Genomic DNA, 22423 nt, shown 5'->3' on the forward strand with positions numbered 1-22423 from the left:
TCTGACATCAAATAGAATTTGTTTGTTGTTTCTATTTAAAGGAAATAGTAAATAGAGTGCAGTAACGAAATCAGGAGGAAGAAATGAAACAATCACTACGTTTTAAACGAACTTTTTTAATTGTCATGGATTCAGTGGGTATTGGTGAGGCGCCAGACGCTGAAAAATTTGGAGATAAGGGTGCTCATACACTCGGCCATATTGCCGAGCACATGGGTGGACTGAATGTTCCTCATTTAGAGAAACTAGGACTCGGAAACATTGATGAAACGATGAAAGGCATTCAAAAAGCTGAGAATCCCCTCGCCCATTATGCAAAGCTTCCTGAACTATCTAACGGGAAAGATACGATGACAGGACATTGGGAAATTATGGGCCTTCATATTCAAGAACCGTTTCAAACGTTTCCTGATGGGTTTCCGGATGAACTGATTAACATGCTCACTGAAAAGTGGGGGCGTGGAATAATTGGAAATAAAGCAGCTTCAGGTACTGAGATTATTTCAGAGCTTGGAGAAGAACATATGAAAACAGGGAAGCTAATCGTTTATACCTCAGCTGATTCAGTTTTACAGATTGCAGCTCATGAAGATATCGTACCGATTGAAGAACTATACGAAATTTGTGAAACGGCTAGAGAAATGACTCGTGAAGGAAAATATATGCTCGGTCGTATAATCGCACGCCCTTTTACAGGAAAGCCAGGTGCGTTTGAAAGGACTGCTAATCGTCATGACTACGCGTTGAAGCCGTTTGGAAGAACTGTTATGAACGAGCTCCAGGATAGTGGTTATGACAGTATTGCATTAGGCAAAATCTCGGACATCTTTGATGGTGAAGGTGTTACAAAATCAATCCGAACAAAGTCGAACAACGATGGAATGGACCAACTCGTTCAATCTATGGATGAGGATTTTACAGGTCTTAGCTTTCTGAACCTTGTAGACTTTGATGCCCTTTTTGGACATAGAAGAGATCCTAAAGGATATGGAGAAGCACTTCAGGAGTTCGATGTTCGTTTACCGGAAGTTTTGGAGAAATTAAACGATGATGATCTTCTGATGATTACGGCAGATCACGGAAACGATCCTGTTCATCATGGAACAGACCATACTAGAGAATACGTACCATTATTAGTCTTCCATAAAGGAATTCAAGCAGGGAAAGAATTAAGTGTTGGAAACACCTTTGCAGATATTGGTGCGACTATCGCTGAAATTTACGATGTGAAAAAACCAGAGATTGGAAAAAGCTTTTTAAATCAGCTTTAATATTAGGGGGAAAATGAACATGTCAACTCAACTACAAACTTCTGCTGAATTTATTCAATCAAAAATAGAGAAAACACCTAAGATCGGTTTAATCCTTGGATCTGGTTTAGGAATATTGGCTGAAGAAATTGAAAACCCAATTGTAATTCCTTATGCGGACATTCCTGAATTTCCTGTTTCGACAGTAGAAGGACATGCTGGACAGCTCGTAATCGGAGAACTTGCAGGTAAACAAGTTGTAGCGATGCAAGGCCGCTTTCATTATTATGAAGGATATTCTATGGAAAAAGTAACGTTTCCAGTTCGCGTCATGAAGCTGATTGGTGTTGAAACCATTGTTGTAACAAATGCTGCTGGCGGAGTGAACAAAGAATTTGAAGCTGGAGATCTCATGTTGATCACAGACCATATCAATAATATGGGAGACAATCCACTTATAGGTGCCAACGATACTTCATTTGGAGTTCGTTTTCCTGATATGAGTGAAGCATACACAAGTTCATTGCAAGAAATAGCTAGAAAGGTTTCAAATGAACTTGGCATCTCACTAAAAGAAGGTGTATATGTAGGGAACACGGGACCATCCTATGAAACACCTGCAGAAGTACGAATGCTTCGTACATTGGGTGCTGATGCTGTAGGAATGTCTACTGTACCAGAGGTCATCATCGCGCGTCACGCAGGGTTAAAAGTCATTGGCATCTCTTGTATCTCAAACATGGCAGCAGGAATACTAGATCAGCCATTAACTCATGATGAAGTAATGGAAACGACAGAAAAAGTTAAAGCTAATTTCCTTTCTTTAGTAAAAGGAATCGTTAAAGAAATTTAAGGAGGGGGGAGCCTTTTAATGACATCACTAACAGAAAAAATGAACGAAGCTGCATCGGTTATTGAAGAAAAGGTTTCCATTAAACCTGAAATCGGACTAATTTTAGGGTCTGGTTTAGGTGAACTTGCTGATGAGATTGAAAACCCTGTAACAATCGATTATCGTGATATCCCACATTTTCCTGTTTCAACGGTAGAAGGACATGCTGGAAAACTTGTAATCGGTATTTTGAACGGAAAATCGGTTGTAGCGATGCAAGGACGTTTTCATTACTACGAAGGTTATCCTGCTCAAGATGTAACATTCCCTGTTCGTGTTATGAAGGGGCTTGGCATTAATCTTGTCGTAGTAACAAATGCTTGTGGAGGCATGAATCCTGACTTTGCTGCAGGAGATTTGATGATTATTGAAGATCATCTTAATTTGACAGGTGTAAATCCTCTAATTGGTGCGAATAAAGGGGATTTAGGCCCTCGTTTTCCAGATATGAGCAGAGCATATACTCCAGAACTTATAGATTTAGTTAAGGATTCAGCAGGTAAGCTTAGTATTGAAGTGAAGCAAGGTGTGTATGCAGGGATTTCAGGTCCTACATATATGACGAGAGCAGAGCTTCGCATGCTGCGTACTCTTGGAGGAGACGCTGTTGGTATGTCTACCGTTCCAGAAGTTATCGTAGCAAGTCATATGAGCATGAAAGTGATTGGTATTTCCTGTGTAACTGATATGGCTATCGCAGATGAACTAGAGCCTTTAACACATGAGCAAGTCGTTGTTGTAGCTAATCAAACAAAGCCAAAGTTTATTCAACTCGTTAAACAGATTGTTTCAGACGTAACGTTATAAGAAAGTGGTGTTTAATTCATGAGAATGGTTGACTTAATACAAAAAAAGCGTGATGGAAAAGAATTAACGAAAGCAGAAATTGATCATATCATTCAAAGCTATACAAAAGGTGAAATTCCAGATTATCAGATGTCGGCTTTTGCAATGGCTGTTTATTTTAAAGACATGACAACTGAAGAGCGTGCGAATTTTACGATGGCCATGGTAGAATCTGGTGATCAAATCGATCTTTCAGCAATCGAAGGAATAAAGGTGGATAAGCATTCCACTGGCGGTGTTGGTGATACAACAACATTAGTTCTTGCTCCATTAGTTGCCGCATTGGGTGTTCCGGTAGCAAAAATGTCTGGAAGAGGACTTGGCCACACTGGTGGAACGATTGATAAATTAGAAGCTGTTCCAGGATTTCACGTTGAAATCGATAACCAGGAATTCATTGATTTGGTGAATAAAAACAAACTAGCTGTAATCGGACAAAGCGGTAATCTTACACCAGCTGACAAGAAGTTGTATGGTCTTCGGGATGTAACCGCTACTGTAAACTCAATACCGCTTATAGCAAGCTCGATCATGAGTAAAAAAATTGCAGCAGGTGCAGATGCAATTGTACTTGACGTTAAAACGGGTGCTGGCGCATTTATGAAAACACCTGAAGAAGCTGAAGAGTTAGCGAATGCGATGGTTAAGATCGGTAATGCTGTAGGCCGAAATACGATGGCTGTTATCTCTGATATGAGTCAGCCATTAGGTCTAGCCATCGGTAATGCGCTTGAGATCAAAGAAGCGATTGATACGCTAAATGGGAATGGTCCAAAAGATCTTGAAGAACTTTGCTTAACACTAGGTTCTCACATGGTTTATTTAGCTAAAAAAGCAGATTCGCTTGAAGATGCTCGTGAGATGCTAAAAGATGCTATCTCCTCAGGAAAAGCGCTTGAAACGTTAAAGATTTTCTTAAAAGCACAAGGTGGAGATGATTCGGTTGTCGACCATCCAGAAAACTTGCCTCAGGCAGCACATACTTTTGAGTTATCCGCAGATGAAGATGGGTTTGTTTCTGAAATTGTTGCAGATGAGATAGGTACAGCTGCAATGATTCTAGGAGCAGGAAGAGCAACGAAAGAATCAGAAATTGATCTTGCTGTTGGGTTAATGCTCAATAAAAAAGTAGGGGACAGCGTTAAGAAAGGGGACTCGCTCGTAACTATCTACAGCAATTCAGAAAACGTAGAAGGTGTAAAAGCGAGAATCCGTGATGCATATACGATCTCAAAAAGTTCTGTAGAAGCACCACCTTTAATTTATAAAGAAATAAAGAATTAAATATTTAAAAGCCGGACGTTATCGTTCGGCTTTTTTTCATGTCTTCTCTTTGGAAAATACGGTATAAAGTGAAAAATTATGGAAAAAATAAAGCTATATGAATGGAGGGAAAAGTATGAAAGCCGTTATTTCTGGGTTTTTAAGTATCTGTCTGTTAGCGTCATTTTCCATTCCAAAAGTGGAAGCTGCAGAAAAAAACAAAATGAAGCTGGCTGAACAAAGTCATTCAGCAATATTGATGGAACAAGATAGTGGAAGTGTTCTGTATGAAAAGAACAGTCATGAAAAATTGCCGCCAGCCAGCATGACGAAAATCATGACGTTAATTTTAGTGATGGAAGCTATTGATAAAGGGAAAATCGGTTGGAATGATAAGATTCGTGTAAGTGATTATGCCGCAAGTATGGGGGGATCGCAAATATTTCTGGAGCCCGGTGAAGAAATGAGAGTTGAAGATATGGTGAAAGGAATCGCAATCGGAAGTGCAAATGATGCATCTGTTGCAATGGCTGAGCATATTGCAGGTTCTGCAGAATCTTTTGTTGGCATGATGAACGATAAAGCAAAAGAATTGGGGTTAAAGGATTCTTTTTTCAAAAATGCAACAGGACTTCCTGCAGCAGGTCATTACACGTCCGCACATGATATGGCACTAATGGGGAAAGAACTTCTCAAACATGAAGAGATTACGAAGTTCACTGGACTTTATGAAGATTATTTGCGTGAAGATACAGAAAAGAAGTTTTGGCTTGTTAATACAAATCGGCTCGTCAAATTTTATCCAGGAGTAGATGGGTTAAAAACAGGCTTTACAAACGAAGCGAAATATTGTTTGACGGCAACTGCTAATAAAAACGGAATGAGAGTGATTGCCGTAGTAATGGGGGCACCTTCACCGAAAGAGAGAAATGCTCAGATTTCGAATATGCTTGATTACGCTTTTACTCAGTTCACTACAAAAAAACTATATGACCGTCATGAAATCATTAAAGAAGTAAAAGTTCAAAAAGCCAACAAATCAAAACTACCAGTTGTTACGTCTGAAAACATTTCTCTTTTATTGAAAAAAGGAGAAACAGCAAAAAAAGTAAAAACTGAAGTTTTCGTAGATAAACAATTAAAGATGCCAGTAAAAAAAGGTCAGCAAATTGGTACGCTAAAGATATGGAACGGAAAGAACCTTATAACTGAAAGTCCAGTATTGGCATCTGAAACCGTGAAAAAAGCATCCTGGTGGAAATTGTTTAAACGTACTGCAGGACAAATGTCAAAATCCTCTTAATGGTCGTTGTTCTTGACATATATAGGCGAATTCCCACTAGTTTTGTCAGGAGTGAAGGAATTCGTCTATTTTTATAGAACTTCACGTTATCCATAAAAGAAGGAGAGGATAGCGTGGGATTAGCTGTCAATTTGGAACTTAAACACACCGTATTATGTATCCGTTTAGACGGAGAACTTGATCACCATACAGCTGACTTGCTTAGGTCACAGGTGGAGGATTTTTTAAAGAAAAACAACGTAAACCATATTGTTCTGAATCTAGAAGGATTAAGTTTTATGGATAGCTCAGGTCTTGGTGTTATTTTGGGCCGTTACAAACAAATCAAGAACCAGAATGGAGAAATGGTGGTTTGTGCGATCTCACCTGCAGTAAAAAGACTTTTTGAAATGTCTGGGTTGTTTAAAATTATCCGTCTAGAAGAAGATGAAGAGCTGGCCCTTCAGGCGTTGGGGGTGGCATAAGATGAGAAATGAGATGAGAATACAATTTTCAGCTTTAAGTCAAAATGAGTCCTTTGCCCGAGTAACCGTTGCGGCTTTTATCGCGCAGATTGACCCAACAGTAGATGAATTAACCGAAATCAAGACAGTTGTATCTGAAGCGGTAACCAATGCCATTATTCATGGATATGAAAATAAAGCAAACGGTATGGTTTTTATTGAAGCAGCGATTGAAGAAGATACCATTCACTTAACAATTCGTGATGAAGGAATGGGGATACCGGATCTAGATCAGGCAAGGCAGCCGCTTTACACATCAAAACCTGAACTTGAGCGTTCAGGGATGGGCTTTACCATCATGGAGAATTTTATGGATAAAGTAGAAGTCATCTCAGAACCGTCATTCGGAACTACGATTCACTTGACAAAATACTTAACCAAAAATAAAGCAATGTGTAATTAAGGGAGTATGCCTATGGATGTCGAGGTGAAAGGCAGCAAAAGCGAACCGTTTCTGAAGGATGAGGAGATAAAGTTATTAATTAAACAAAGTCAAGAAGGGGATCAGCAAGCTCGTGATACAATTGTGGAAAAGAACATGAGACTTGTCTGGTCTGTGGTTCAGCGCTTTTTGAACAGAGGTTATGAAGCAGATGACCTTTTTCAGATCGGCAGTATTGGTCTATTAAAATCAGTTGATAAATTTGATCTATCATATGATGTCAGATTTTCGACGTATGCCGTTCCGATGATTATTGGAGAAATACAGAGGTTCATCCGGGACGATGGTACAGTAAAAGTTAGCCGTTCGTTAAAAGAGACCGGAAACAAAGTCCGAAAAGCAAAGGATGAGTTATCCAAATCACTTGGACGAACACCTACAATCAATGAGGTGGCTAAGTTTCTCGATGTTGCAGTTGAAGATGTCATCATGGCACAAGATGCAGTAAGAGCTCCCCAGTCCATTCATGAAACTGTCTATGAGAATGATGGAGATCCTATAACACTTCTTGATCAGATATCAGATCATTCAGAGAGCAAATGGTTTGATAAGATTGCGTTAAAAGATATTATGGACAGGCTGGATGAGCGTGAACGGCTTATCGTATATTTAAGATATTTTAAGGATCAAACACAATCAGAAGTAGCAGAGCGGCTAGCCATTTCTCAAGTTCAAGTGTCAAGGTTAGAAAAGAAAATATTATCGTTTATGAAAAACCAGTTGGAGACTTAATCAGTCTTCACTGGTTTTTTCTATGGTAGTTTTTGGATGTGTTCGTTTGATTAGCATGATTAGATTTAACGAATCGCATACTAAACACAAATGCGCTGAAGAAAAGAGCTGATGCAAATTGGATAAAAGTATATACCTTCGTATGCGGCAACGCGTTCAAGTCCTTCAGCATCAAAAAGTTACGATAGGGGATGTTGCGCAAATCGTAGCATCAGATGAAAATGAAAGGCTCGTAAAGGGATATATTATCCATGAAGTGACTCCTGAGGATAAACATTTGATTGTCATTGATGTAATGAGAGTGTTCGGTACCATTCAGAGAAAAAATCTGGGTGTAGACATTCAGACTGTAGGACCTGCTCAGACGATTTTAGAAATACAAATGAAGCAGAAAACAATGGCTCCTGTCTATTTTGTTCTCGTATGGCTGCTCCTCTTTACAGGTTCAGCTCTTGCCATCATGAATTTTCATGAAGATGTTAGCATGCAGCTGGTTCACCAGAAGATCTATTACATGATTACTGGTCATTTTAAAGAACAGCCCTTATTGCTTCAAGTCCCTTATTCGTTCGGACTTGGGTTAGGGATGATCTTATTTTTTAACCATATCTTTCGAAAAAGACTTAATGAAGAACCAAGTCCGCTAGAAGTAGAAATGTTTAATTATCAGCAAGACCTAGATCAATATGTCATCGTACACGAGAATAAAGAAACAGAGAAAAAAATCAATGGGAATTAAGGTATTACTCATAGCTTTTATCGGGTTTGGTGGCGGAATAACAGTCGGTTCTGGATTGGTAGCTTTAATTACAGTTCTTGGTATCGTGCCTCGCCTCATGCAGCTTTCTAAAACATATAGCTTCATTCGAAGTTATGAGCTAAGTATCATCTTTGGAGCAGTGATAGGGGGTTGGATGAACTTACGGAATGCATCTTTGGCATTTCCTGCATTAATACTCGTTCCTATCGGCTTATTGGCCGGCATCTTTGTTGGGATGCTAGCAGCAGCATTAACAGAGGTTCTAAACGTTCTTCCTATATTAGCAAAACGAGTAGGGTTTGGAGAAAAGATCATTTTCATTCTAATGGCGATCGTGTTAGGAAAGATCACTGGATCGTTGTTTCACTGGATGTACTACATTAACCATTAAGGAAGTGAAAAGAAAACAATGGCAACTAAAGAAGAACAACAAGCATATGCAAAAAAAATTAAACCCATTCAGCCTAAACCACCTTATGTACTAAATTGTTTAAAAGCTTTTATTATTGGTGGATTAATCTGTTTGATCGGTCAGGCGTTACAAAAGTTCTTTATGACCTTTTTTAATTTTTCCGAAGAAACCGCAGGTAATCCAACAGTAGCTACCCTTATTTTACTTGCAGCGCTGCTTACGGGGCTTGGTGTTTACGATAAGATTGGCCAATTTGCCGGTGCAGGATCCATCGTGCCTGTCACAGGCTTTGCAAATGCTGTTACTAGTGCTGCGTTAGAGCATAAAAGTGAAGGCTTAGTTTTAGGCGTCGCGACAAACTTATTTAAATTGGCAGGTGCCGTAATCGTTTTTGGAGCGGTTGCTGCTTACGTTTTTGGAATGATCCGCTATATTTTCCAGCAGGTAATGTGAGGAGTGAAGACATGAGCTTATTAGGCAGACAGACGTGGAAATTTTCAAATAACATTTACTTAAATTCATCAGGAACGGCTGTTGGTCCAATGGAAAGTGAGGGGCCATTAGGCAGTTACTTTGATAAATCTTATAACAATCTTCATTGCGATCAAAAAAATTGGGAACTTGCTGAAAGACAACTGATGGAAGATGCAATTGATGCTTGCTTACAGAAAGCAAAATTAAAGGCTGAAGATATTAATTTTCTGCTCGCAGGAGATTTATTGAACCAGATAGTCTCAGCGAACTATACGGCTAGAGGAAATGGTATTCCTTTTCTAGGTATATTCGGAGCGTGTTCTACTTCAATGGAATCTCTTGCGTTAGGAGCAGCATTAGTGGACGGCGGTTATGCGGATCGGATAATCGCAGCTGTAAGCTCTCACAACGCGACGGCGGAAAGACAGTTCAGATATCCCACAGAGTATGGCGGTCAAAAGCCAGATACTGCTACCTTTACAGTAACAGGGGCAGGAGCGGCGCTTGTAAGCAAACAAGTTTCAGATATAAAAATTACTTCTGCCACAGTTGGCAAAGTTGTAGATTTAGGGATAAAAGATCCTTTTGACATGGGTTCAGCAATGGCTCCAGCAGCCGCTGATACAATTGCAGCGCATTTTAACGAAATGAACGTTTCGCCTGATGAGTATGATCTTATAGCCACAGGTGATCTCTCAGGAGTTGGAGCACCTATTGTAAAGATGTTGTTAAAGGAGCAAGGATTTGATATCTCTAAGAATCATCGAGATTGCGGATTGATGGTTTATCGTGATGACCAACAAGTATTTGCAGGGGGAAGTGGATGTGCGTGTTCGGCTGTCGTCACTTATGGCTACATCTTGGATGAAATACGTAAAGGGAATTTAAAAAAGGTATTTATGGTTGCCACTGGAGCATTGTTAAATCCAGTTATGGTTCAACAAAAAGAAACAATACCTACTGTTGCCCACGGAGTAGTTTTAGAACGGGCGGAAGGAGGCATATAATATGGAATTTTTTTGGGCTTTTGTAGTGGGTGGTGCGATCTGTGTGATCGGACAATTAATGATGGATATTTTTAAATTAACTCCTGCACATGTAACAACATCCTTTGTTGTTTTCGGAGCTCTGCTTGATGCATTTGGGATCTATGATAAATTAATCGAATTTGCAGGTGCAGGTGCAACAGTTCCAATCACAAGTTTTGGTCACTCTCTCCTTCATGGTGCTATGGCTGCTGCAGACGAGCACGGTTTTATTGGAATCGCGATGGGGATTTTTGAGTTAACGTCAGCAGGGATATCATCTGCTATATTGTTTGGCTTTTTAGTTGCAGTCATCTTCGAACCGAAGGGGTGATTTGAAAAATGGTGAAAAAACGGGTCATTTTTATTACAGATGGAGATCTTTATGCCCTGCGAGTTGTTGAATATATTGCAAAGCAAGTTGGCGGACGATGTATATCGCAGTCATGGGGTAATCCATCTAAAAGAACGGGCGAAGAGCTTGTTCAAATGATTCGAGAAACACCACATGATCCTATACTTGTTATGTTTGATGATTGCGGATTTAAAGGAGAAGGTCCTGGAGAGCAAGCGATGAGGATTATTCACAAGCAACCAGACATTCAGATTATTGGAGCAGTTGCAGTTGCTGCGAAGACTCATTATGCAGAATGGACAAAAGTCCATTGTTCGTTGGACAGATATGGCGAGTTAACCGAGTATGGAATTGACAAAAGCGGTTTGCCAGATTTAGAAACCGGGAGAATTAACGGTGATACGGTATACATTTTAGATGAATTGAATCTTCCTTTCGTTATCGGGATAGGTGATATAGGCAAGATGGCGGGATTTGATGCTGTTGAAAAGGGAGCCCCTATCACATTAAAAGCGATCAACTTAATTTTAGAAAGGAGCTTAGCATATGGCACAAGCGAAACAAAAGACGCCCATCAGTAAAGATATCCATGAGAATGAAAAGTTTTTAAAAGAGCGCTTAGGTATCGGAATCAGTTTTGACGTTGGGGTACGAAAGATTTTTGTCATGAAAAAAGAGCTGCAGCTTTATTATTGTACGGGTCTTTGTGATAGTGAATTTATCATTATGCTCTATAAAGAGCTGCTAGATATAGACGAAGCACATCGATCACCGGGGAAAGTAAAAGAAATCGTACATAATCATTTAGCTCATCAGCAAGTAGAACTCACAAAATCTTTGGATGAAGCGGTTGACCGAATGCTTTCAGGTCTTATTGTACTTTTCGTGGACGGTGAAGAAGAGGCATTTGTCGTTGATGTGAGAAGTTATCCAGGCAGACAGCCAGAAGAACCAGATATTGAAAAAGTTGTAAGAGGTTCTAGAGATGGTTATACCGAGAACATCATTATTAATACAGCATTGACGAGAAGAAGAATTCGAGATGAAAGACTTCGCAACGAAATATTGCAAGTCGGAGAACGATCAAAGACGGATATATGTATTTCTTATATACAAGATGTTGCTGATCCAGGTCTCGTTGATACGATCCGGAAAGAATTAAACAATATTGATATTGACGGAATTCCAATGGCTGATAAAACAATTGAAGAATTTATCGTGAAACAAGGCTGGAATCCGTTTCCTCTCGTAAGATATACCGAGCGGCCGGATGTAGCAGCCCAGCATCTTATGGAAGGTCATGTACTTATTATTACCGATACATCGCCAAGTGTTATCATTACGCCAACGACCCTTTTTCATCATGTTCAGCATGCTGAAGAGTATAGGCAGACACCGTTTATCGGAGCATTTTTAAGATGGATCCGTTTTAGCGGGATGATCATGTCTGTCTTTTTAGTTCCTATGTGGCTTTTGTTTTCTATGGAAAAAGAACTGTTGCCTGGCTTTATTGATTTCATCGGGCCGAATAAAAGTACGAATATCCCGCTCTTTTTACAGATTATATTTGCTGAAATAGGGATTGATATTTTAAGGCTAGCCGCCATTCATACACCTAGTGCATTATCAACGGCAATGGGTTTGATCGCAGCGGTTCTTATCGGACAGATTGCGATTGATGTGGGACTATTTGTACCAGAAGTTATTTTATATGTTTCCATTGCCGCAATCGGTTCTTTCTCGACACCAAGCTATGAACTGAGTGTAGCGAATAAAGTAATCAGACTCATACTTATTGGGCTAGTTGTTCTCTTTAAAGTGCCTGGATACATGATTGGGGTAACGGTATTCATTCTTTACTTGAGTACAATCAAAAATTTGAACACTCCTTATCTGTGGCCGTTCATTCCCTTTAATCCAAAGGCGTTTATGCAAATTATCGTCCGTGTTGCAGTACCGCTATCAAAAGTAAGACCAAGTATTGTTCATCCCCAAAATCCGAACAAACAGCCAACAAATTGATGGATCTGTCCCTTGTCGATATAAAAAAAACATGATAGAATTTATTATTAATTAAATATATGCCTCATTTGAGGTAGAGGCGCAAAACGAATCAGTAGCATATGGAGTTCATGGAAGACGATGAAATATGTCGAAAGGTCAATTTGCCGAAGTGTAAAAGAAGTCCATTTCTTTTTATGCTGGGTCGCTGCTGAACAAGCAGCGGACTGTCACTACAATCGTAGTGGAGAGCTATTCCGACATGAGGGCACGGTCAAGACAGCCTGCCTCAATTGCGGCTGTCTTTTGCATTTGTCGGGATTAATTCTCCATCAATATGGAGAGGGGATTTATTTGTGAACTTACATGGAACAGCACAAATTGGAGAAAATCATCATCTTTGGATAGGTGGCATGGATACGATCGATCTTGCCAAAAAATACGGTACACCACTTTATCTATATGATGTTGCACTTATAAAAAATAGAGCAAGAGGGTTTAAAAAAGCATTTGAAGAAAAAGGTATCGGATATCAAGTCGCTTATGCTAGCAAAGCATTCTCATCTATCGCTATTATTCAGCTTTTGGATCAAGAAGGATTAAGTCTTGATGTAGTTTCAGGCGGAGAGCTTTTTACAGCTTTACAGGCTGATTTTCCAGCTGAAAGAATACATTTCCATGGGAACAACAAAAGTCCTGAGGAATTGGAATTTGCACTTAACGCGGGAGTCGGGTGCATTGTGGTAGATAATTTCTTTGAAATCAGTCTCTTAAAAACTTTATGCAGAAAGCGAAATCAAAAAATAAAAATTTTGTTGCGTCTTACACCAGGAATTGAAGCCCATACGCACGATTATATTATTACGGGGCAAGAGGACTCTAAGTTTGGTTTTGACCTTGGTAACGGACAGGCAGACGCTGCACTAAAAGAAGTCCTCGATTTTGAATTATTTGAAGTTTTAGGTGTACATTGCCATATCGGATCACAGATTTTCGAAACAGACGGCTTTACTTTAGCGATCGAAAAGCTGTTCAATCATTTTCATACATGGGATAAAGAATGTGATTTTTTCCCGAAAGTCGTGAATCTAGGGGGAGGTTTTGGTATCCAATATACATCCGAAGATACCCCGCTTCTGCCTGAGCAATATGTTACAGCAATGATTGATGAAGTAAGCAGGCAAATGAATTTATTTGAAGACAAACAAATGCCGGAATTATGGATTGAACCTGGAAGATCACTCGTTGGTGATGCTGGAACAACGATATACTCAATTGGTTCCCAAAAAGAGATAGAAGGTGTAAGACATTATGTTTCAGTAGACGGGGGAATGACAGACAACATTCGACCAGCTCTATATCAAGCGAAATACGATGCTTACGTGGCTAATAAAATGAACGAAAAGCCATCCAATACCGTATCCATTGCAGGAAAATGCTGTGAAAGCGGTGATATGCTTATATGGGATTTGGAGCTTCCAAACGTTACTGATTCAGATTATTTAGCTGTAACATGTACCGGTGCATATGGATACAGCATGGCAAATAATTATAACCGAATCGGACGTCCAGCAGTTGTATTTGTAGAGAACGGAGACGAACAGCTCGTTGTAAAACGTGAAACGTATGAAGACCTAATCAGACAGGATTTGCCGCTTAAAACAAAGGTTTTTGTGTAAATTAGTTTACGGAGTAAGCATTTCACCGTACAATGGTACTTGTAATGAAACAGAAGGAGGCCTATTAAAATGAAAAAAGGTTCTATTGAATTTGAAAATGGCGAAAAAATCCTTTTTGATCTATATCAAGAAGACGCACCAGGTACAGTTGAAAACTTTGAAAAATTGGCAAACGAAGGGTTTTACAATGGAGTAACATTCCACCGTGTAATTCCTGGATTTGTCGCTCAAGGCGGAGATCCGACTGGAACAGGTGCAGGTGGACCTGGTTATTCTATCCCTTGTGAAACAGAAGGGAACCCACACAAGCATGTTGCTGGTTCATTATCAATGGCACATGCTGGCCGAAACACGGGAGGAAGCCAGTTCTTCATCGTGCACGAGCCACAGCCGCACTTAGATGGTGTTCATACCGTTTTTGGACAAGTTACTGAGGGAATGGATTCAGTATTGCGTATCAGCCAAGGTGACGCAATGAAAGAAGTTAAAGTTTGGGAAGAATAATAGCATAATAAAAGAAGCTCCAGGAAATTTAGGAGCTTCTTTTTTATTGAGGTAAACATAAGCATAGTTACAAAATTCGGTTTTTTTGACTTTTTTGTTTTTGCCTCTCTTCAATAACAGAAGATCTGTCTCTGACACGATGTTTATGAATTATTTGATCATCTGGGTCTTTCTTTGTGTCCCACTCCTTACCAGTTTTTAGCGCTTCTCTTTTGCAAATATCTCTGATAGCAGCTGCCAACGGCAATGTGAAAGGCTCATATTTGCTATTTTCATGTATCTCGCGTTTTCTTTTTTCTAACTGTTCAAAGAACGGATCCACTTCTATTCCTAAGTCTAGAAGCGTTTTTCTTTCTTTTTCTAGTTTTTGAATGGCACTTGTAATCATTCTTTTCGAACCATTCATATTGCCTCTTCTTTGATGGTAAAGCGCAACTGCGATCTGGATGAGTCCAGGCCAGCAGTCACCTTTCATTCCTGTATTCTTCCAATGTTCCTCTAGAACTTCATGACATTCAAAATAATCTCGATCTGTATGGAAAAAAATCAAATAATCAATCCAAGCTTTCGGATACTTCAACTTGTGTCCACACCCCTTTATCATTCCATTTTAAGTCTACCATATGGTAAAGCCTATTAAAAATGCAGCTCCGGTATAAAGAATATATGATATAATTTTATAATACAAAAATCGTTAATAAAAACTGGGGAAATGTTATGCAATATAGTGTGAAGCTTGATGGATTTGAAGGTCCGCTTGATTTACTGCTTCATTTAATTCAAACATACGAAGTGGATATTTATGATATTCCTGTAGCCATTATTACAGAGCAATACCTGCATTATATACATACGATGAAAGAATTAAAATTAGATGTAGCAAGTGAATATCTTGTGATGGCCGCAACCTTGCTGGCTATTAAAAGTAAAATGCTCTTACCTAAACATGAAGATGATTTTATAGATCAGCAGATGGAATTGGATATGGAAGAAGATCCAAGAGAAGAACTCGTTAGAAGGCTGATTGAGTATAGAAAATTTAAATCTGCTGCGGATGAACTGAAAGAAAGAGAAGCTGCAAGAAGTTTAATTTATACAAGAGAGCCGCTGGACCTTAGTCAGTTTGAACGAGAGGATACGGCAAAACGCGTAACAAATGTGACCTTATATGATATGTTACAGGCGATGCAAAAAGTGTTTCAAGAAAAAATTATCCGAACACCAAAACAGACTACTATCGAACGTCAAGAAATACCGATTGAGACGAGGATGGAACAGATAAAGCAATCACTGCTATCTGTAGGAGGAAAGAAGCGCTTTTCTGACCTTTTTGATAATGCAAGTAAGGAGTACATGGTCGTCACCTTTCTAGCGTTATTAGAATTGATGAAAGTGAAATCGATCAATTGTGAGCAGAATGATCATTTTAGTGAGATATATATTACCATGATAGAGGAGTAAAGGAACTTGGAACGAAATGAAATAAAAGCTGTAATTGAAGGGTTACTCTTTGTGAGTGGGGATGAAGGGATTGACCGGAAGCAAATTGCACAGGTGCTGGATAAAGACAGTAAAGAAATAGATATATATATCGATGAGCTAAAAGAAAGCTATCTTTCACCTGACAGAGGAATGACCATTGTTGAATATGCAGGGTCACTTCAGTTTGTTACGAAGCAAGAACATGCCGTTTTTTATGAAAGGCTTGTAGAAACACCAGGTCATTCCACCCTATCTCAAGCAGCACTCGAGACATTAGCTATTATTGCTTATAAACAGCCGATCACAAGGTCTGAAATTGAAGACGTAAGAGGGGTTAAAACAGAAAAACCACTCCAGACTCTATCGGCTAAGGGGCTTGTTAAAGAAGTCGGTAGAGCTGAAGGTACAGGAAGAGCAATCCTCTATGGAACAACAAAAATATTTTTAGACCATTTTGGACTACAGTCTATAAAGGAACTGCCTCCACTTCCAGAGAACATACAAGAAGAGAGTGTAGAACAAGAAGCAGATCTGTTCTTTTCAAAGTTTCAGGAATCAATGTCTACTGAAGATTTTTAAGGGGGAATCGCATTTTGTTAATTCGTCATATCATTGGGGTTGAATTAGAGAAAGAAAAACCAAATACTTCTGAGGATTTTTTTAACCGGTCTGAAACCGTATACGAAGTTAATGGTGAAGATCATATTTTTCACCTTTTGTATGTTCGATACTTTGAAGAAAAATTAGAAGAAGAATTAACACAGCATACCTTCTGGAAGTCATACCTTAAGAGATATAAGATACGTGAAATCGCATCACTGGCAGCACTTTGCAAAAACAAAAGTTACCAAAATAGAAAAAGAGTGTACATTAATCAATTTGAGGACTTTAGGAGTCTGTTTATTGATACAGATAAAGAATCCTTTCAATCATTCCTTACAAAATTTGAATAATCTATTCAAGAGCAGCCAGTTGTGGCTGCTTTTTTTATGCCTCGTTTTTTAATTCGCGTTTTAGGGTAAATTAGGTAAAGAACTTTCAGTTAAAGGAGAGAGAGCTTTTGCCGTTAATAGCAGCTGTTGAAACTGTAAACCCACCCCACAAATTATCACAAGATGAAACGATGCAATTTGCGAAAAATTTATTTCAGGATGCTTTTTCAGACATAGAACGCTTGTTAAAGGTATTTCAGAATGGAGAGATCTCCTCTCGTTATTTTGTCATGCCTATTGAATGGTTTAAAGAAAAGAGAAGTTTTGAAGAAAAGAATGATTTATACATAGACTTTGCAACAAATTTAGGAGCTGACTGCATTCAAAAGTGTATTGGCCCACCAAAGGATTCCTTCATCCCATATGAAGAGATAGATGCTATTTTTTTTATATCCAGTTCTGGAATATCAACACCGAGTATTGAAGCGAGAATTATGAACATGCTTCCTTTTTCTCCTCATACGAAACGAATCCCCATCTGGGGATTAGGTTGTGCAGGAGGAGCATCTGGATTTTCAAGAGCTTTTGACTATTGCAAAGCATATCCAAAATCAAATGTACTTGTGTTGAGTGTGGAATTATGCAGTTTGACCTTTCAGCATGAAGATTTATCAAAGAGCAACTTAGTCGGAACATCTTTGTTCGCTGATGGTGTCGCTTGTGCTTTAATATGTGGAGATGAATCCAGAGCAGGTAAGGAGTCCGCATCATTAAAACCCTACATTAAGGATACGATGTCGACATTAAAACCCCATTCTGAAGATGTTATGGGATGGGAAGTGAAAAATACTGGTCTATATGTCGTATTTTCAAGAGATATTCCAAACGTCATTAGAACTTGGCTCAAACCAAACGTTGATGAGTTTTTAAATCGAAATCGTTTAACAGGTGAACAAATTGATCACTTTATTGCTCATCCAGGAGGTAAAAAAGTATTACAAGCCTATACGGATGCACTCGGATTACCACTCTCTAAAACAGATATTTCGAAAGACGTTTTAATGACAAATGGAAATATGTCATCTGCAACCGTATTTTATGTTCTCAAAAAATTTATGGAAAGTGATGTGAAAGAAGGAGATTTAGGAATCATGGCAGCTCTTGGACCAGGTTTTTCTTCTGAACTGCTCTTAGTCGAATGGGGGAAATAAATTGAAGTGGTTTCTTATTTTTTGGTGTTTTCTTGTTGTTCAGAGGCTTCTTGAAGTCAGAATAGCTAAAAAAAATGAAAAAATTCTGAGGTCAAAGGGTGCTGTTGAAGCGGGACGTGACCATTATAAATGGATGGTTTTCATGCACACCTCTTTTTTTGTTATTCTCTTTGCAGAAGTGATGGTCTTGCCTGCAAAGCCTCCCGAATGGTGGCTGCTACCGTTAACTCTTTTTGTTGGAGCACAAATCGTTCGCTTATGGGCGATTACCTCTCTTGGTGTTTATTGGAATACGAAGATTATTCTGCTCCCTGGCGCTAACGTGATAGCCAGAGGTCCATATCGATACATGAGACACCCTAACTACGCAGTCGTGTCGTTAGAACTTCTTGTTATCCCTCTCCTATTCGGTGCTTATTTCACAGCGGTACTATTTACGATATTAAATATCTTTATGCTTCGAGTTAGAATCAGAGCAGAAGAAAAAGCATTGATGGAACTTACGAATTATGAAAATAGTCATGGCAGTAAACATCGATTCTTTCCAAGTCAATAAATGAGCGGAAGTAAATCCCATTCATAACCTGTCCTTGTTTGCATAAACTTTTACAAAACACCTAAAGGGCGGGATTAAGAATGAAACGTACCATAAAACCTTTAATTTATAGTTTTATCTGCACCCTTATCCTTGCTGTCTTCCCGCAAGAGGCTAAAGCTGAACCAGGCGTTTCAGCAAAAGCAGCCGTCTTAATGGAACAATCTTCTGGGAGAGTTCTATATGGACGTAATGAACATCGTCCGATGAGAATTGCAAGCATTACGAAAATCATGACTGCGATTCTTGCAATAGAATCCGGAAAAATGCAGCATACCATAACGATTACAGATCATGCTGCAAAAACGGAAGGCTCTTCACTTTATTTAAAACCAGGTGAAAAAATTCCTTTACAGGACTTAGTGTACGGTTTGATGCTTCGATCAGGAAATGATTCGGCTGTTGCGATTGCTGAATATGTTGGTGGAAGCCTGGACGGGTTTGCATATCTTATGAATCAAAAGGCGGAGGAAATCGGGATGAAACATACCCGCTTCCGTAATCCACATGGCCTTGACACCCATGAGGATCATTATTCTACCGCTTATGACATGGCCTTGCTCACAAGATACGCCATGACCAATGAGATGTTTAAAGATATTTCATCGACTAAAGTGTATCGATCAGAGCAAACCGGTGAAAAATGGGACAGAGTGTGGCGGAACAAAAATAAAATGCTAAAACTGTACGACCACTCAACAGGAGGAAAGACAGGGTATACCAAACGCGCGAAAAGAACGCTTGTTTCAACAGCAGAGAAGGACGATATGGAACTTATTGCTGTTACACTAAATGATCCGGATGATTGGGAGGATCACAGGAATTTGTTTGAATGGGGTTTTCACTCGTTTGATATGGTTCCTCTCATAGACAAGGGAGAGATCTCAAGCATTAAAGATAAAGGGTATAAAGGGAAAGTAGAATCAAATCGAACGTTTTCTTACCCACTAATGAAAGAAGAGATCAGCCAGATCTCTTCTTCCATCCATTTATACAAACTACCGAAGTCAGGAAAATGGGAAGATGGAAAAGTCCCAAAACCAGTGGGTAGGTATTTTATAGAATTAGATGGTTCAAGAATTGCAGACCTACCACTCTATTATGATGGTAAAGCACTAATAAAACCTGATGAAGAAGGATTATGGACATCCTTTAAAAACATGCTGAACCGACTTTTCTTTGTTGCCAAGGAGCATGACCGCCTATGGTAAATTACATCTGGGTAGGAATGATGGTTATTGGTTTTGTCGTTGCGGCGATTAACGGAAACATGGATAAAGTAAATGAAGCGATTTTCACTAGTGCAAAAGAAGCGGTTACGTTAAGCTTTGCTATGATCAGTATACTTGTGTTTTGGCTTGGCATTATGAAAATAGCAGAAAAGGGTGGTTTATTAGAAGTGCTGGCCTTTTTGTTTCGCCCAATCGTAAAAAGGCTGTTTCCTGATATTCCACCTGACCATCCTGCACTCGGCTATATTTTATCGAATATGGCTGCAAATTTGCTCGGGTTAGGAAACGCTGCAACGCCAATGGGGATTAAAGCGATGGAGCAGCTCAAGATATTAAACGGAGGCAAGAATGAAGCAAGCCGTTCTATGATTACACTGCTTGCCATTAATACTTCAAGCATTACTCTTATTCCTACTACAATCATAGCGATACGTATGAGTTACAACTCGCAGTCCCCAACAGATATCGTTGCACCGACCCTATTAGCAACCGGAATTGCTACGATAGGCGCTATCCTTATTGACCGATTCTATTATTACCGTTCCTTGCAAAAGGGAGGGAAATAGAATGGGTTTCGTACAATCGTTTTCGATCTGGTTCATCCCTTTCCTTATTGGTTTTATTCTGTTGTATGGAACATATAAAAAAGTACCAACATATGAAACGTTCGTTGAAGGTGGAAAAGAAGGGTTTTCCATCGCAATCAGTATCATCCCATTTTTAGTGGGAATGCTCGTTGCTATATCTGTTTTCAGAGCTTCTGGTGCACTGGATTTTGTTATGGTAGCGATGCGTCCTATATTTTCATTGTTTCATATTCCAGCAGAAGTAGTTCCGCTCGGTTTGATGAGAACAATATCAGGTACTGGAGCTCTCGGTATGACATCAGACCTGATTGCCACCCATGGTCCAGACTCTTTTATTGGCCGTTTAGCTTCCACGATCCAAGGAAGTACCGACACGACCTTTTATGTATTGACGGTATATTTTGGGGCAGTTGGGATTAAAAAAATGAAATATGCTCTGAAGGTTGGCCTCCTTGCTGATTTGATCGGATTTTTAGCTTCAATTGTTGCAATTACTATCCTATTTTAATCATAAAACGAACAAAAAGAGTCGTGGCGGCTCTTTTTTACGTTTATCTAGGTTGAGAATTACGAATAATGAAGGTATGATGAGACATGAGGTGAAGTCATGGAACGATTGCAAAAAGTAATTGCCCAAAGCGGAATAACTTCCAGAAGAAAAGCTGAGGAATTAATCCGTGAAGGGAAAGTAAAAGTAAACGGAAACGTTATAACAGAATTGGGAACTAAGGTAGGAACAAAAGATAAGATCGAAGTAAATGAAATTCAAATTCAACGGGAACAACCCGTTTATTTTTTGATGTATAAACCTTCTGGTGTTATTACGGCAGTTTCAGACGATAAGGGAAGAAAAGTAGTTGCTGATTATTTTAAAGACCTTATTGAGCAGCGAGTTTTTCCTGTCGGGAGATTGGATTATGACACAACAGGTGCCATTATCATGACAAATGACGGAGAATTTGCGAACGTTTTAATGCACCCGCGATATCAGCTTGATAAAGTGTATATTGCAAAAGTAAAAGGCATACCGCCAAGAGAAAAAATTAAGCAGCTTGAACGTGGTATCCGCCTTGAGGATGGAATGACAGCACCTGCACATGTTAAAGTCATGTCCATCGATAAAAAGAAAGGAACGGCAATCGTTGAATTGACGATTCATGAAGGAAAGAATCGACAAGTAAAGCGAATGTTAGAAGCCATTGGCTGTCCAGTCATGAAGTTAAAACGAGAAAGATACGGATTTCTAGATCTTAGAGGACTGAATCCAGGTGAGTTTAGAGAATTAACGCCACATGAAATAAAACAGCTAAGAAATATGGCTGTCACACAAACGTCAAAAAAAAGCCGTAGATAGGCTTTTTTTTCAAGTTATAGTAAAATGGAAGCGGCAAAAAGGGAGCGGATGAAGTTGAAGAAAAAAAGATTATGGTTTCGCTCTGCTCTGCTTGCCATATTGGTTATAGCGGTCGGTTATACCATTTATAACAGTATCTTTGAAGAGACAGGTACATACATAAGCAAAGGAGATAGAGCTCCTAACTTTGTACTGACAGATCTGGATGGCAATCGAGTAGAACTTGAAGATTATCGAGGTAAAGGGGTATTCTTAAACTTTTGGGGTACATGGTGTAAGCCTTGTGAACGGGAGATGCCATATATGCAAAGGCAATATGAGGCGTATAAGGAGCAAGGTGTAGAAATTCTTGCAGTAAATGTGAGTGAAACGAATGTATCGGTCAAAAATTTTGCTAAACGATATCATTTGACCTTCCCAATCCCAATGGATAAACAACGTGAAGTAACAAAGGCGTACGGAATCGGTCCGATACCGACAACGATTCTTGTAGATAAAGACGGAAAAGTTGTGGAACGGACAAGCGAGTCACTATCGGAAGAAAAAATCATTTCATTCATGGAAAAAATCAAGCCGTAAGAGGGGGATA

At 39.2% G+C, this 22423-nt stretch carries 28 protein-coding genes and 1 riboswitch; of the genes, 27 read left to right on the forward strand and 1 reads right to left on the reverse strand.

Annotated features, from left to right (window positions below):
- The first annotated feature begins 83 nt into the window (after positions 1 to 83).
- The 17 genes from deoB to KUV80_RS03190 all read left to right on the forward strand — a co-directional run bounded on the left by deoB (position 84) and on the right by KUV80_RS03190 (position 14441).
- Positions 84 to 1271: a phosphopentomutase gene (deoB, locus tag KUV80_RS03110; protein ID WP_222461209.1), complete on the forward strand. Its 1188-nt coding sequence runs from the start codon at positions 84 to 86 to the stop codon at positions 1269 to 1271.
- 19 nt (positions 1272 to 1290) lie between these two features.
- Entirely contained in the window at positions 1291 to 2103 is an 813-nt protein-coding gene (locus tag KUV80_RS03115; RefSeq protein ID WP_222461210.1) for a purine-nucleoside phosphorylase, read from the forward strand.
- An 18-nt stretch (positions 2104 to 2121) separates the two neighbouring features.
- On the forward strand, positions 2122 to 2949 hold the full coding sequence (locus tag KUV80_RS03120; RefSeq protein WP_222461211.1) for a purine-nucleoside phosphorylase: 828 nt from the start codon (positions 2122 to 2124) through the stop codon (positions 2947 to 2949).
- Between the two features lie 18 nt (positions 2950 to 2967).
- Positions 2968 to 4272: a pyrimidine-nucleoside phosphorylase gene (locus KUV80_RS03125; protein ID WP_222461212.1), complete on the forward strand. Its 1305-nt coding sequence runs from the start codon at positions 2968 to 2970 to the stop codon at positions 4270 to 4272.
- Between the two features lie 115 nt (positions 4273 to 4387).
- A complete protein-coding gene (locus tag KUV80_RS03130; RefSeq protein WP_222461213.1) occupies positions 4388 to 5554 on the forward strand; it encodes a D-alanyl-D-alanine carboxypeptidase family protein in 1167 nt (388 codons plus the stop codon).
- Positions 5555 to 5667: 113 nt separating this feature from the next.
- Positions 5668 to 6018, forward strand: a complete 351-nt coding sequence (gene spoIIAA, locus KUV80_RS03135; RefSeq protein WP_222461214.1) for an anti-sigma F factor antagonist — start codon at positions 5668 to 5670, stop codon at positions 6016 to 6018.
- A 1-nt stretch (position 6019) separates the two neighbouring features.
- Positions 6020 to 6460, forward strand: a complete 441-nt coding sequence (spoIIAB, locus tag KUV80_RS03140; RefSeq protein ID WP_222461215.1) for an anti-sigma F factor — start codon at positions 6020 to 6022, stop codon at positions 6458 to 6460.
- Between the two features lie 12 nt (positions 6461 to 6472).
- Entirely contained in the window at positions 6473 to 7231 is a 759-nt protein-coding gene (gene sigF, locus KUV80_RS03145) for an RNA polymerase sporulation sigma factor SigF (protein ID WP_222461216.1), read from the forward strand.
- A gap of 118 nt (positions 7232 to 7349) precedes the next feature.
- A complete protein-coding gene (locus KUV80_RS03150) occupies positions 7350 to 7970 on the forward strand; it encodes a stage V sporulation protein AA (RefSeq protein WP_222461217.1) in 621 nt (206 codons plus the stop codon).
- Positions 7960 to 8382, forward strand: coding sequence for a stage V sporulation protein AB (locus tag KUV80_RS03155; protein ID WP_222461218.1), 423 nt, complete (start codon positions 7960 to 7962; stop codon positions 8380 to 8382). Before KUV80_RS03150 ends, KUV80_RS03155 begins: the two co-directional genes overlap by 11 nt.
- An 18-nt stretch (positions 8383 to 8400) precedes the next feature.
- A complete protein-coding gene (gene spoVAC / locus KUV80_RS03160) occupies positions 8401 to 8856 on the forward strand; it encodes a stage V sporulation protein AC (protein ID WP_222461219.1) in 456 nt (151 codons plus the stop codon).
- Positions 8857 to 8867: 11 nt separating this feature from the next.
- Complete coding sequence (gene spoVAD / locus KUV80_RS03165; RefSeq protein WP_222461220.1) at positions 8868 to 9884, forward strand: stage V sporulation protein AD; 1017 nt, start codon at positions 8868 to 8870, stop codon at positions 9882 to 9884.
- Between the two features lies 1 nt (position 9885).
- Positions 9886 to 10236, forward strand: coding sequence for a stage V sporulation protein AE (spoVAE, locus tag KUV80_RS03170; protein WP_222461221.1), 351 nt, complete (start codon positions 9886 to 9888; stop codon positions 10234 to 10236).
- Positions 10237 to 10244: 8 nt separating this feature from the next.
- Positions 10245 to 10838, forward strand: a complete 594-nt coding sequence (locus KUV80_RS03175; protein WP_222461222.1) for a stage V sporulation protein AE — start codon at positions 10245 to 10247, stop codon at positions 10836 to 10838.
- Positions 10804 to 12279 (forward strand): spore germination protein, encoded by a 1476-nt coding sequence (locus KUV80_RS03180; protein WP_222461223.1) that lies wholly within the window; start codon positions 10804 to 10806, stop codon positions 12277 to 12279. Before KUV80_RS03175 ends, KUV80_RS03180 begins: the two co-directional genes overlap by 35 nt.
- A gap of 66 nt (positions 12280 to 12345) precedes the next feature.
- A riboswitch (Lysine riboswitch) is annotated at positions 12346 to 12521 on the forward strand.
- Positions 12522 to 12614: 93 nt separating this feature from the next.
- Entirely contained in the window at positions 12615 to 13937 is a 1323-nt protein-coding gene (gene lysA / locus KUV80_RS03185) for a diaminopimelate decarboxylase (RefSeq protein ID WP_222461224.1), read from the forward strand.
- 69 nt (positions 13938 to 14006) lie between these two features.
- Positions 14007 to 14441 carry a peptidylprolyl isomerase gene (locus tag KUV80_RS03190; RefSeq protein WP_222461225.1) on the forward strand — a complete coding sequence of 145 codons (435 nt, stop codon included), beginning with the start codon at positions 14007 to 14009 and terminating at the stop codon, positions 14439 to 14441.
- Between the two features lie 67 nt (positions 14442 to 14508).
- On the opposite strand, the gene KUV80_RS03195 is transcribed toward KUV80_RS03190, so the two are convergent.
- Positions 14509 to 15021: a DUF309 domain-containing protein gene (locus KUV80_RS03195; protein WP_222461226.1), complete on the reverse strand. Its 513-nt coding sequence runs from the start codon at positions 15019 to 15021 to the stop codon at positions 14509 to 14511.
- Positions 15022 to 15158: 137 nt separating this feature from the next.
- Between KUV80_RS03195 and KUV80_RS03200 the strand changes: the two genes are divergently transcribed.
- The 10 genes from KUV80_RS03200 (at position 15159) to resA (ending at position 22413) form a co-directional block, all read left to right on the forward strand.
- Positions 15159 to 15902, forward strand: a complete 744-nt coding sequence (locus KUV80_RS03200) for a segregation/condensation protein A (RefSeq protein WP_222461227.1) — start codon at positions 15159 to 15161, stop codon at positions 15900 to 15902.
- A 6-nt stretch (positions 15903 to 15908) separates the two neighbouring features.
- On the forward strand, positions 15909 to 16502 hold the full coding sequence (scpB, locus tag KUV80_RS03205) for an SMC-Scp complex subunit ScpB (protein WP_222461228.1): 594 nt from the start codon (positions 15909 to 15911) through the stop codon (positions 16500 to 16502).
- A gap of 14 nt (positions 16503 to 16516) precedes the next feature.
- Entirely contained in the window at positions 16517 to 16876 is a 360-nt protein-coding gene (locus KUV80_RS03210) for a hypothetical protein (RefSeq protein ID WP_222461229.1), read from the forward strand.
- A 107-nt stretch (positions 16877 to 16983) separates the two neighbouring features.
- Positions 16984 to 18066, forward strand: a complete 1083-nt coding sequence (locus KUV80_RS03215) for a type III polyketide synthase (RefSeq protein ID WP_222461230.1) — start codon at positions 16984 to 16986, stop codon at positions 18064 to 18066.
- Between the two features lies 1 nt (position 18067).
- Positions 18068 to 18622, forward strand: a complete 555-nt coding sequence (locus tag KUV80_RS03220) for an isoprenylcysteine carboxyl methyltransferase family protein (RefSeq protein ID WP_222461231.1) — start codon at positions 18068 to 18070, stop codon at positions 18620 to 18622.
- A gap of 80 nt (positions 18623 to 18702) precedes the next feature.
- Positions 18703 to 19872: a D-alanyl-D-alanine carboxypeptidase family protein gene (locus tag KUV80_RS03225; protein ID WP_222461232.1), complete on the forward strand. Its 1170-nt coding sequence runs from the start codon at positions 18703 to 18705 to the stop codon at positions 19870 to 19872.
- Positions 19866 to 20459 carry a nucleoside recognition domain-containing protein gene (locus KUV80_RS03230; protein WP_222461233.1) on the forward strand — a complete coding sequence of 198 codons (594 nt, stop codon included), beginning with the start codon at positions 19866 to 19868 and terminating at the stop codon, positions 20457 to 20459. Before KUV80_RS03225 ends, KUV80_RS03230 begins: the two co-directional genes overlap by 7 nt.
- 1 nt (position 20460) lies before the next feature.
- On the forward strand, positions 20461 to 20988 hold the full coding sequence (locus KUV80_RS03235; RefSeq protein WP_222461234.1) for a spore maturation protein: 528 nt from the start codon (positions 20461 to 20463) through the stop codon (positions 20986 to 20988).
- A 99-nt stretch (positions 20989 to 21087) separates the two neighbouring features.
- Positions 21088 to 21834 carry a pseudouridine synthase gene (locus tag KUV80_RS03240; RefSeq protein ID WP_222461235.1) on the forward strand — a complete coding sequence of 249 codons (747 nt, stop codon included), beginning with the start codon at positions 21088 to 21090 and terminating at the stop codon, positions 21832 to 21834.
- 54 nt (positions 21835 to 21888) lie between these two features.
- Positions 21889 to 22413: a thiol-disulfide oxidoreductase ResA gene (gene resA / locus KUV80_RS03245; protein WP_276516580.1), complete on the forward strand. Its 525-nt coding sequence runs from the start codon at positions 21889 to 21891 to the stop codon at positions 22411 to 22413.
- The last annotated feature ends 10 nt before the right edge of the window (positions 22414 to 22423 follow it).

The organism is Fictibacillus nanhaiensis, assembly GCF_019801215.1.
GTDB classification, from domain to species: Bacteria; Bacillota; Bacilli; order Bacillales; family Fictibacillaceae; genus Fictibacillus; species Fictibacillus nanhaiensis_C.

What these genes read in the sequence shown, in the direction of transcription:
- deoB (WP_222461209.1), top strand. Translation starts at nt 84, where the DNA reads ATGAAACAATCACTACGTTTTAAACGAACTTTTTTAATTGTCATGGAT.
- KUV80_RS03115 (WP_222461210.1), top strand. Translation starts at nt 1,291, where the DNA reads ATGTCAACTCAACTACAAACTTCTGCTGAATTTATTCAATCAAAAATA.
- KUV80_RS03120 (WP_222461211.1), top strand. Translation starts at nt 2,122, where the DNA reads ATGACATCACTAACAGAAAAAATGAACGAAGCTGCATCGGTTATTGAA.
- KUV80_RS03125 (WP_222461212.1), top strand. Translation starts at nt 2,968, where the DNA reads ATGAGAATGGTTGACTTAATACAAAAAAAGCGTGATGGAAAAGAATTA.
- KUV80_RS03130 (WP_222461213.1), top strand. Translation starts at nt 4,388, where the DNA reads ATGAAAGCCGTTATTTCTGGGTTTTTAAGTATCTGTCTGTTAGCGTCA.
- spoIIAB (WP_222461215.1), top strand. Translation starts at nt 6,020, where the DNA reads ATGAGAAATGAGATGAGAATACAATTTTCAGCTTTAAGTCAAAATGAG.
- sigF (WP_222461216.1), top strand. Translation starts at nt 6,473, where the DNA reads ATGGATGTCGAGGTGAAAGGCAGCAAAAGCGAACCGTTTCTGAAGGAT.
- KUV80_RS03155 (WP_222461218.1), top strand. Translation starts at nt 7,960, where the DNA reads ATGGGAATTAAGGTATTACTCATAGCTTTTATCGGGTTTGGTGGCGGA.
- spoVAC (WP_222461219.1), top strand. Translation starts at nt 8,401, where the DNA reads ATGGCAACTAAAGAAGAACAACAAGCATATGCAAAAAAAATTAAACCC.
- spoVAD (WP_222461220.1), top strand. Translation starts at nt 8,868, where the DNA reads ATGAGCTTATTAGGCAGACAGACGTGGAAATTTTCAAATAACATTTAC.
- spoVAE (WP_222461221.1), top strand. Translation starts at nt 9,886, where the DNA reads ATGGAATTTTTTTGGGCTTTTGTAGTGGGTGGTGCGATCTGTGTGATC.
- KUV80_RS03175 (WP_222461222.1), top strand. Translation starts at nt 10,245, where the DNA reads ATGGTGAAAAAACGGGTCATTTTTATTACAGATGGAGATCTTTATGCC.
- KUV80_RS03180 (WP_222461223.1), top strand. Translation starts at nt 10,804, where the DNA reads ATGGCACAAGCGAAACAAAAGACGCCCATCAGTAAAGATATCCATGAG.
- KUV80_RS03190 (WP_222461225.1), top strand. Translation starts at nt 14,007, where the DNA reads ATGAAAAAAGGTTCTATTGAATTTGAAAATGGCGAAAAAATCCTTTTT.
- KUV80_RS03200 (WP_222461227.1), top strand. Translation starts at nt 15,159, where the DNA reads ATGCAATATAGTGTGAAGCTTGATGGATTTGAAGGTCCGCTTGATTTA.
- KUV80_RS03225 (WP_222461232.1), top strand. Translation starts at nt 18,703, where the DNA reads ATGAAACGTACCATAAAACCTTTAATTTATAGTTTTATCTGCACCCTT.
- KUV80_RS03230 (WP_222461233.1), top strand. Translation starts at nt 19,866, where the DNA reads ATGGTAAATTACATCTGGGTAGGAATGATGGTTATTGGTTTTGTCGTT.
- KUV80_RS03235 (WP_222461234.1), top strand. Translation starts at nt 20,461, where the DNA reads ATGGGTTTCGTACAATCGTTTTCGATCTGGTTCATCCCTTTCCTTATT.
- KUV80_RS03240 (WP_222461235.1), top strand. Translation starts at nt 21,088, where the DNA reads ATGGAACGATTGCAAAAAGTAATTGCCCAAAGCGGAATAACTTCCAGA.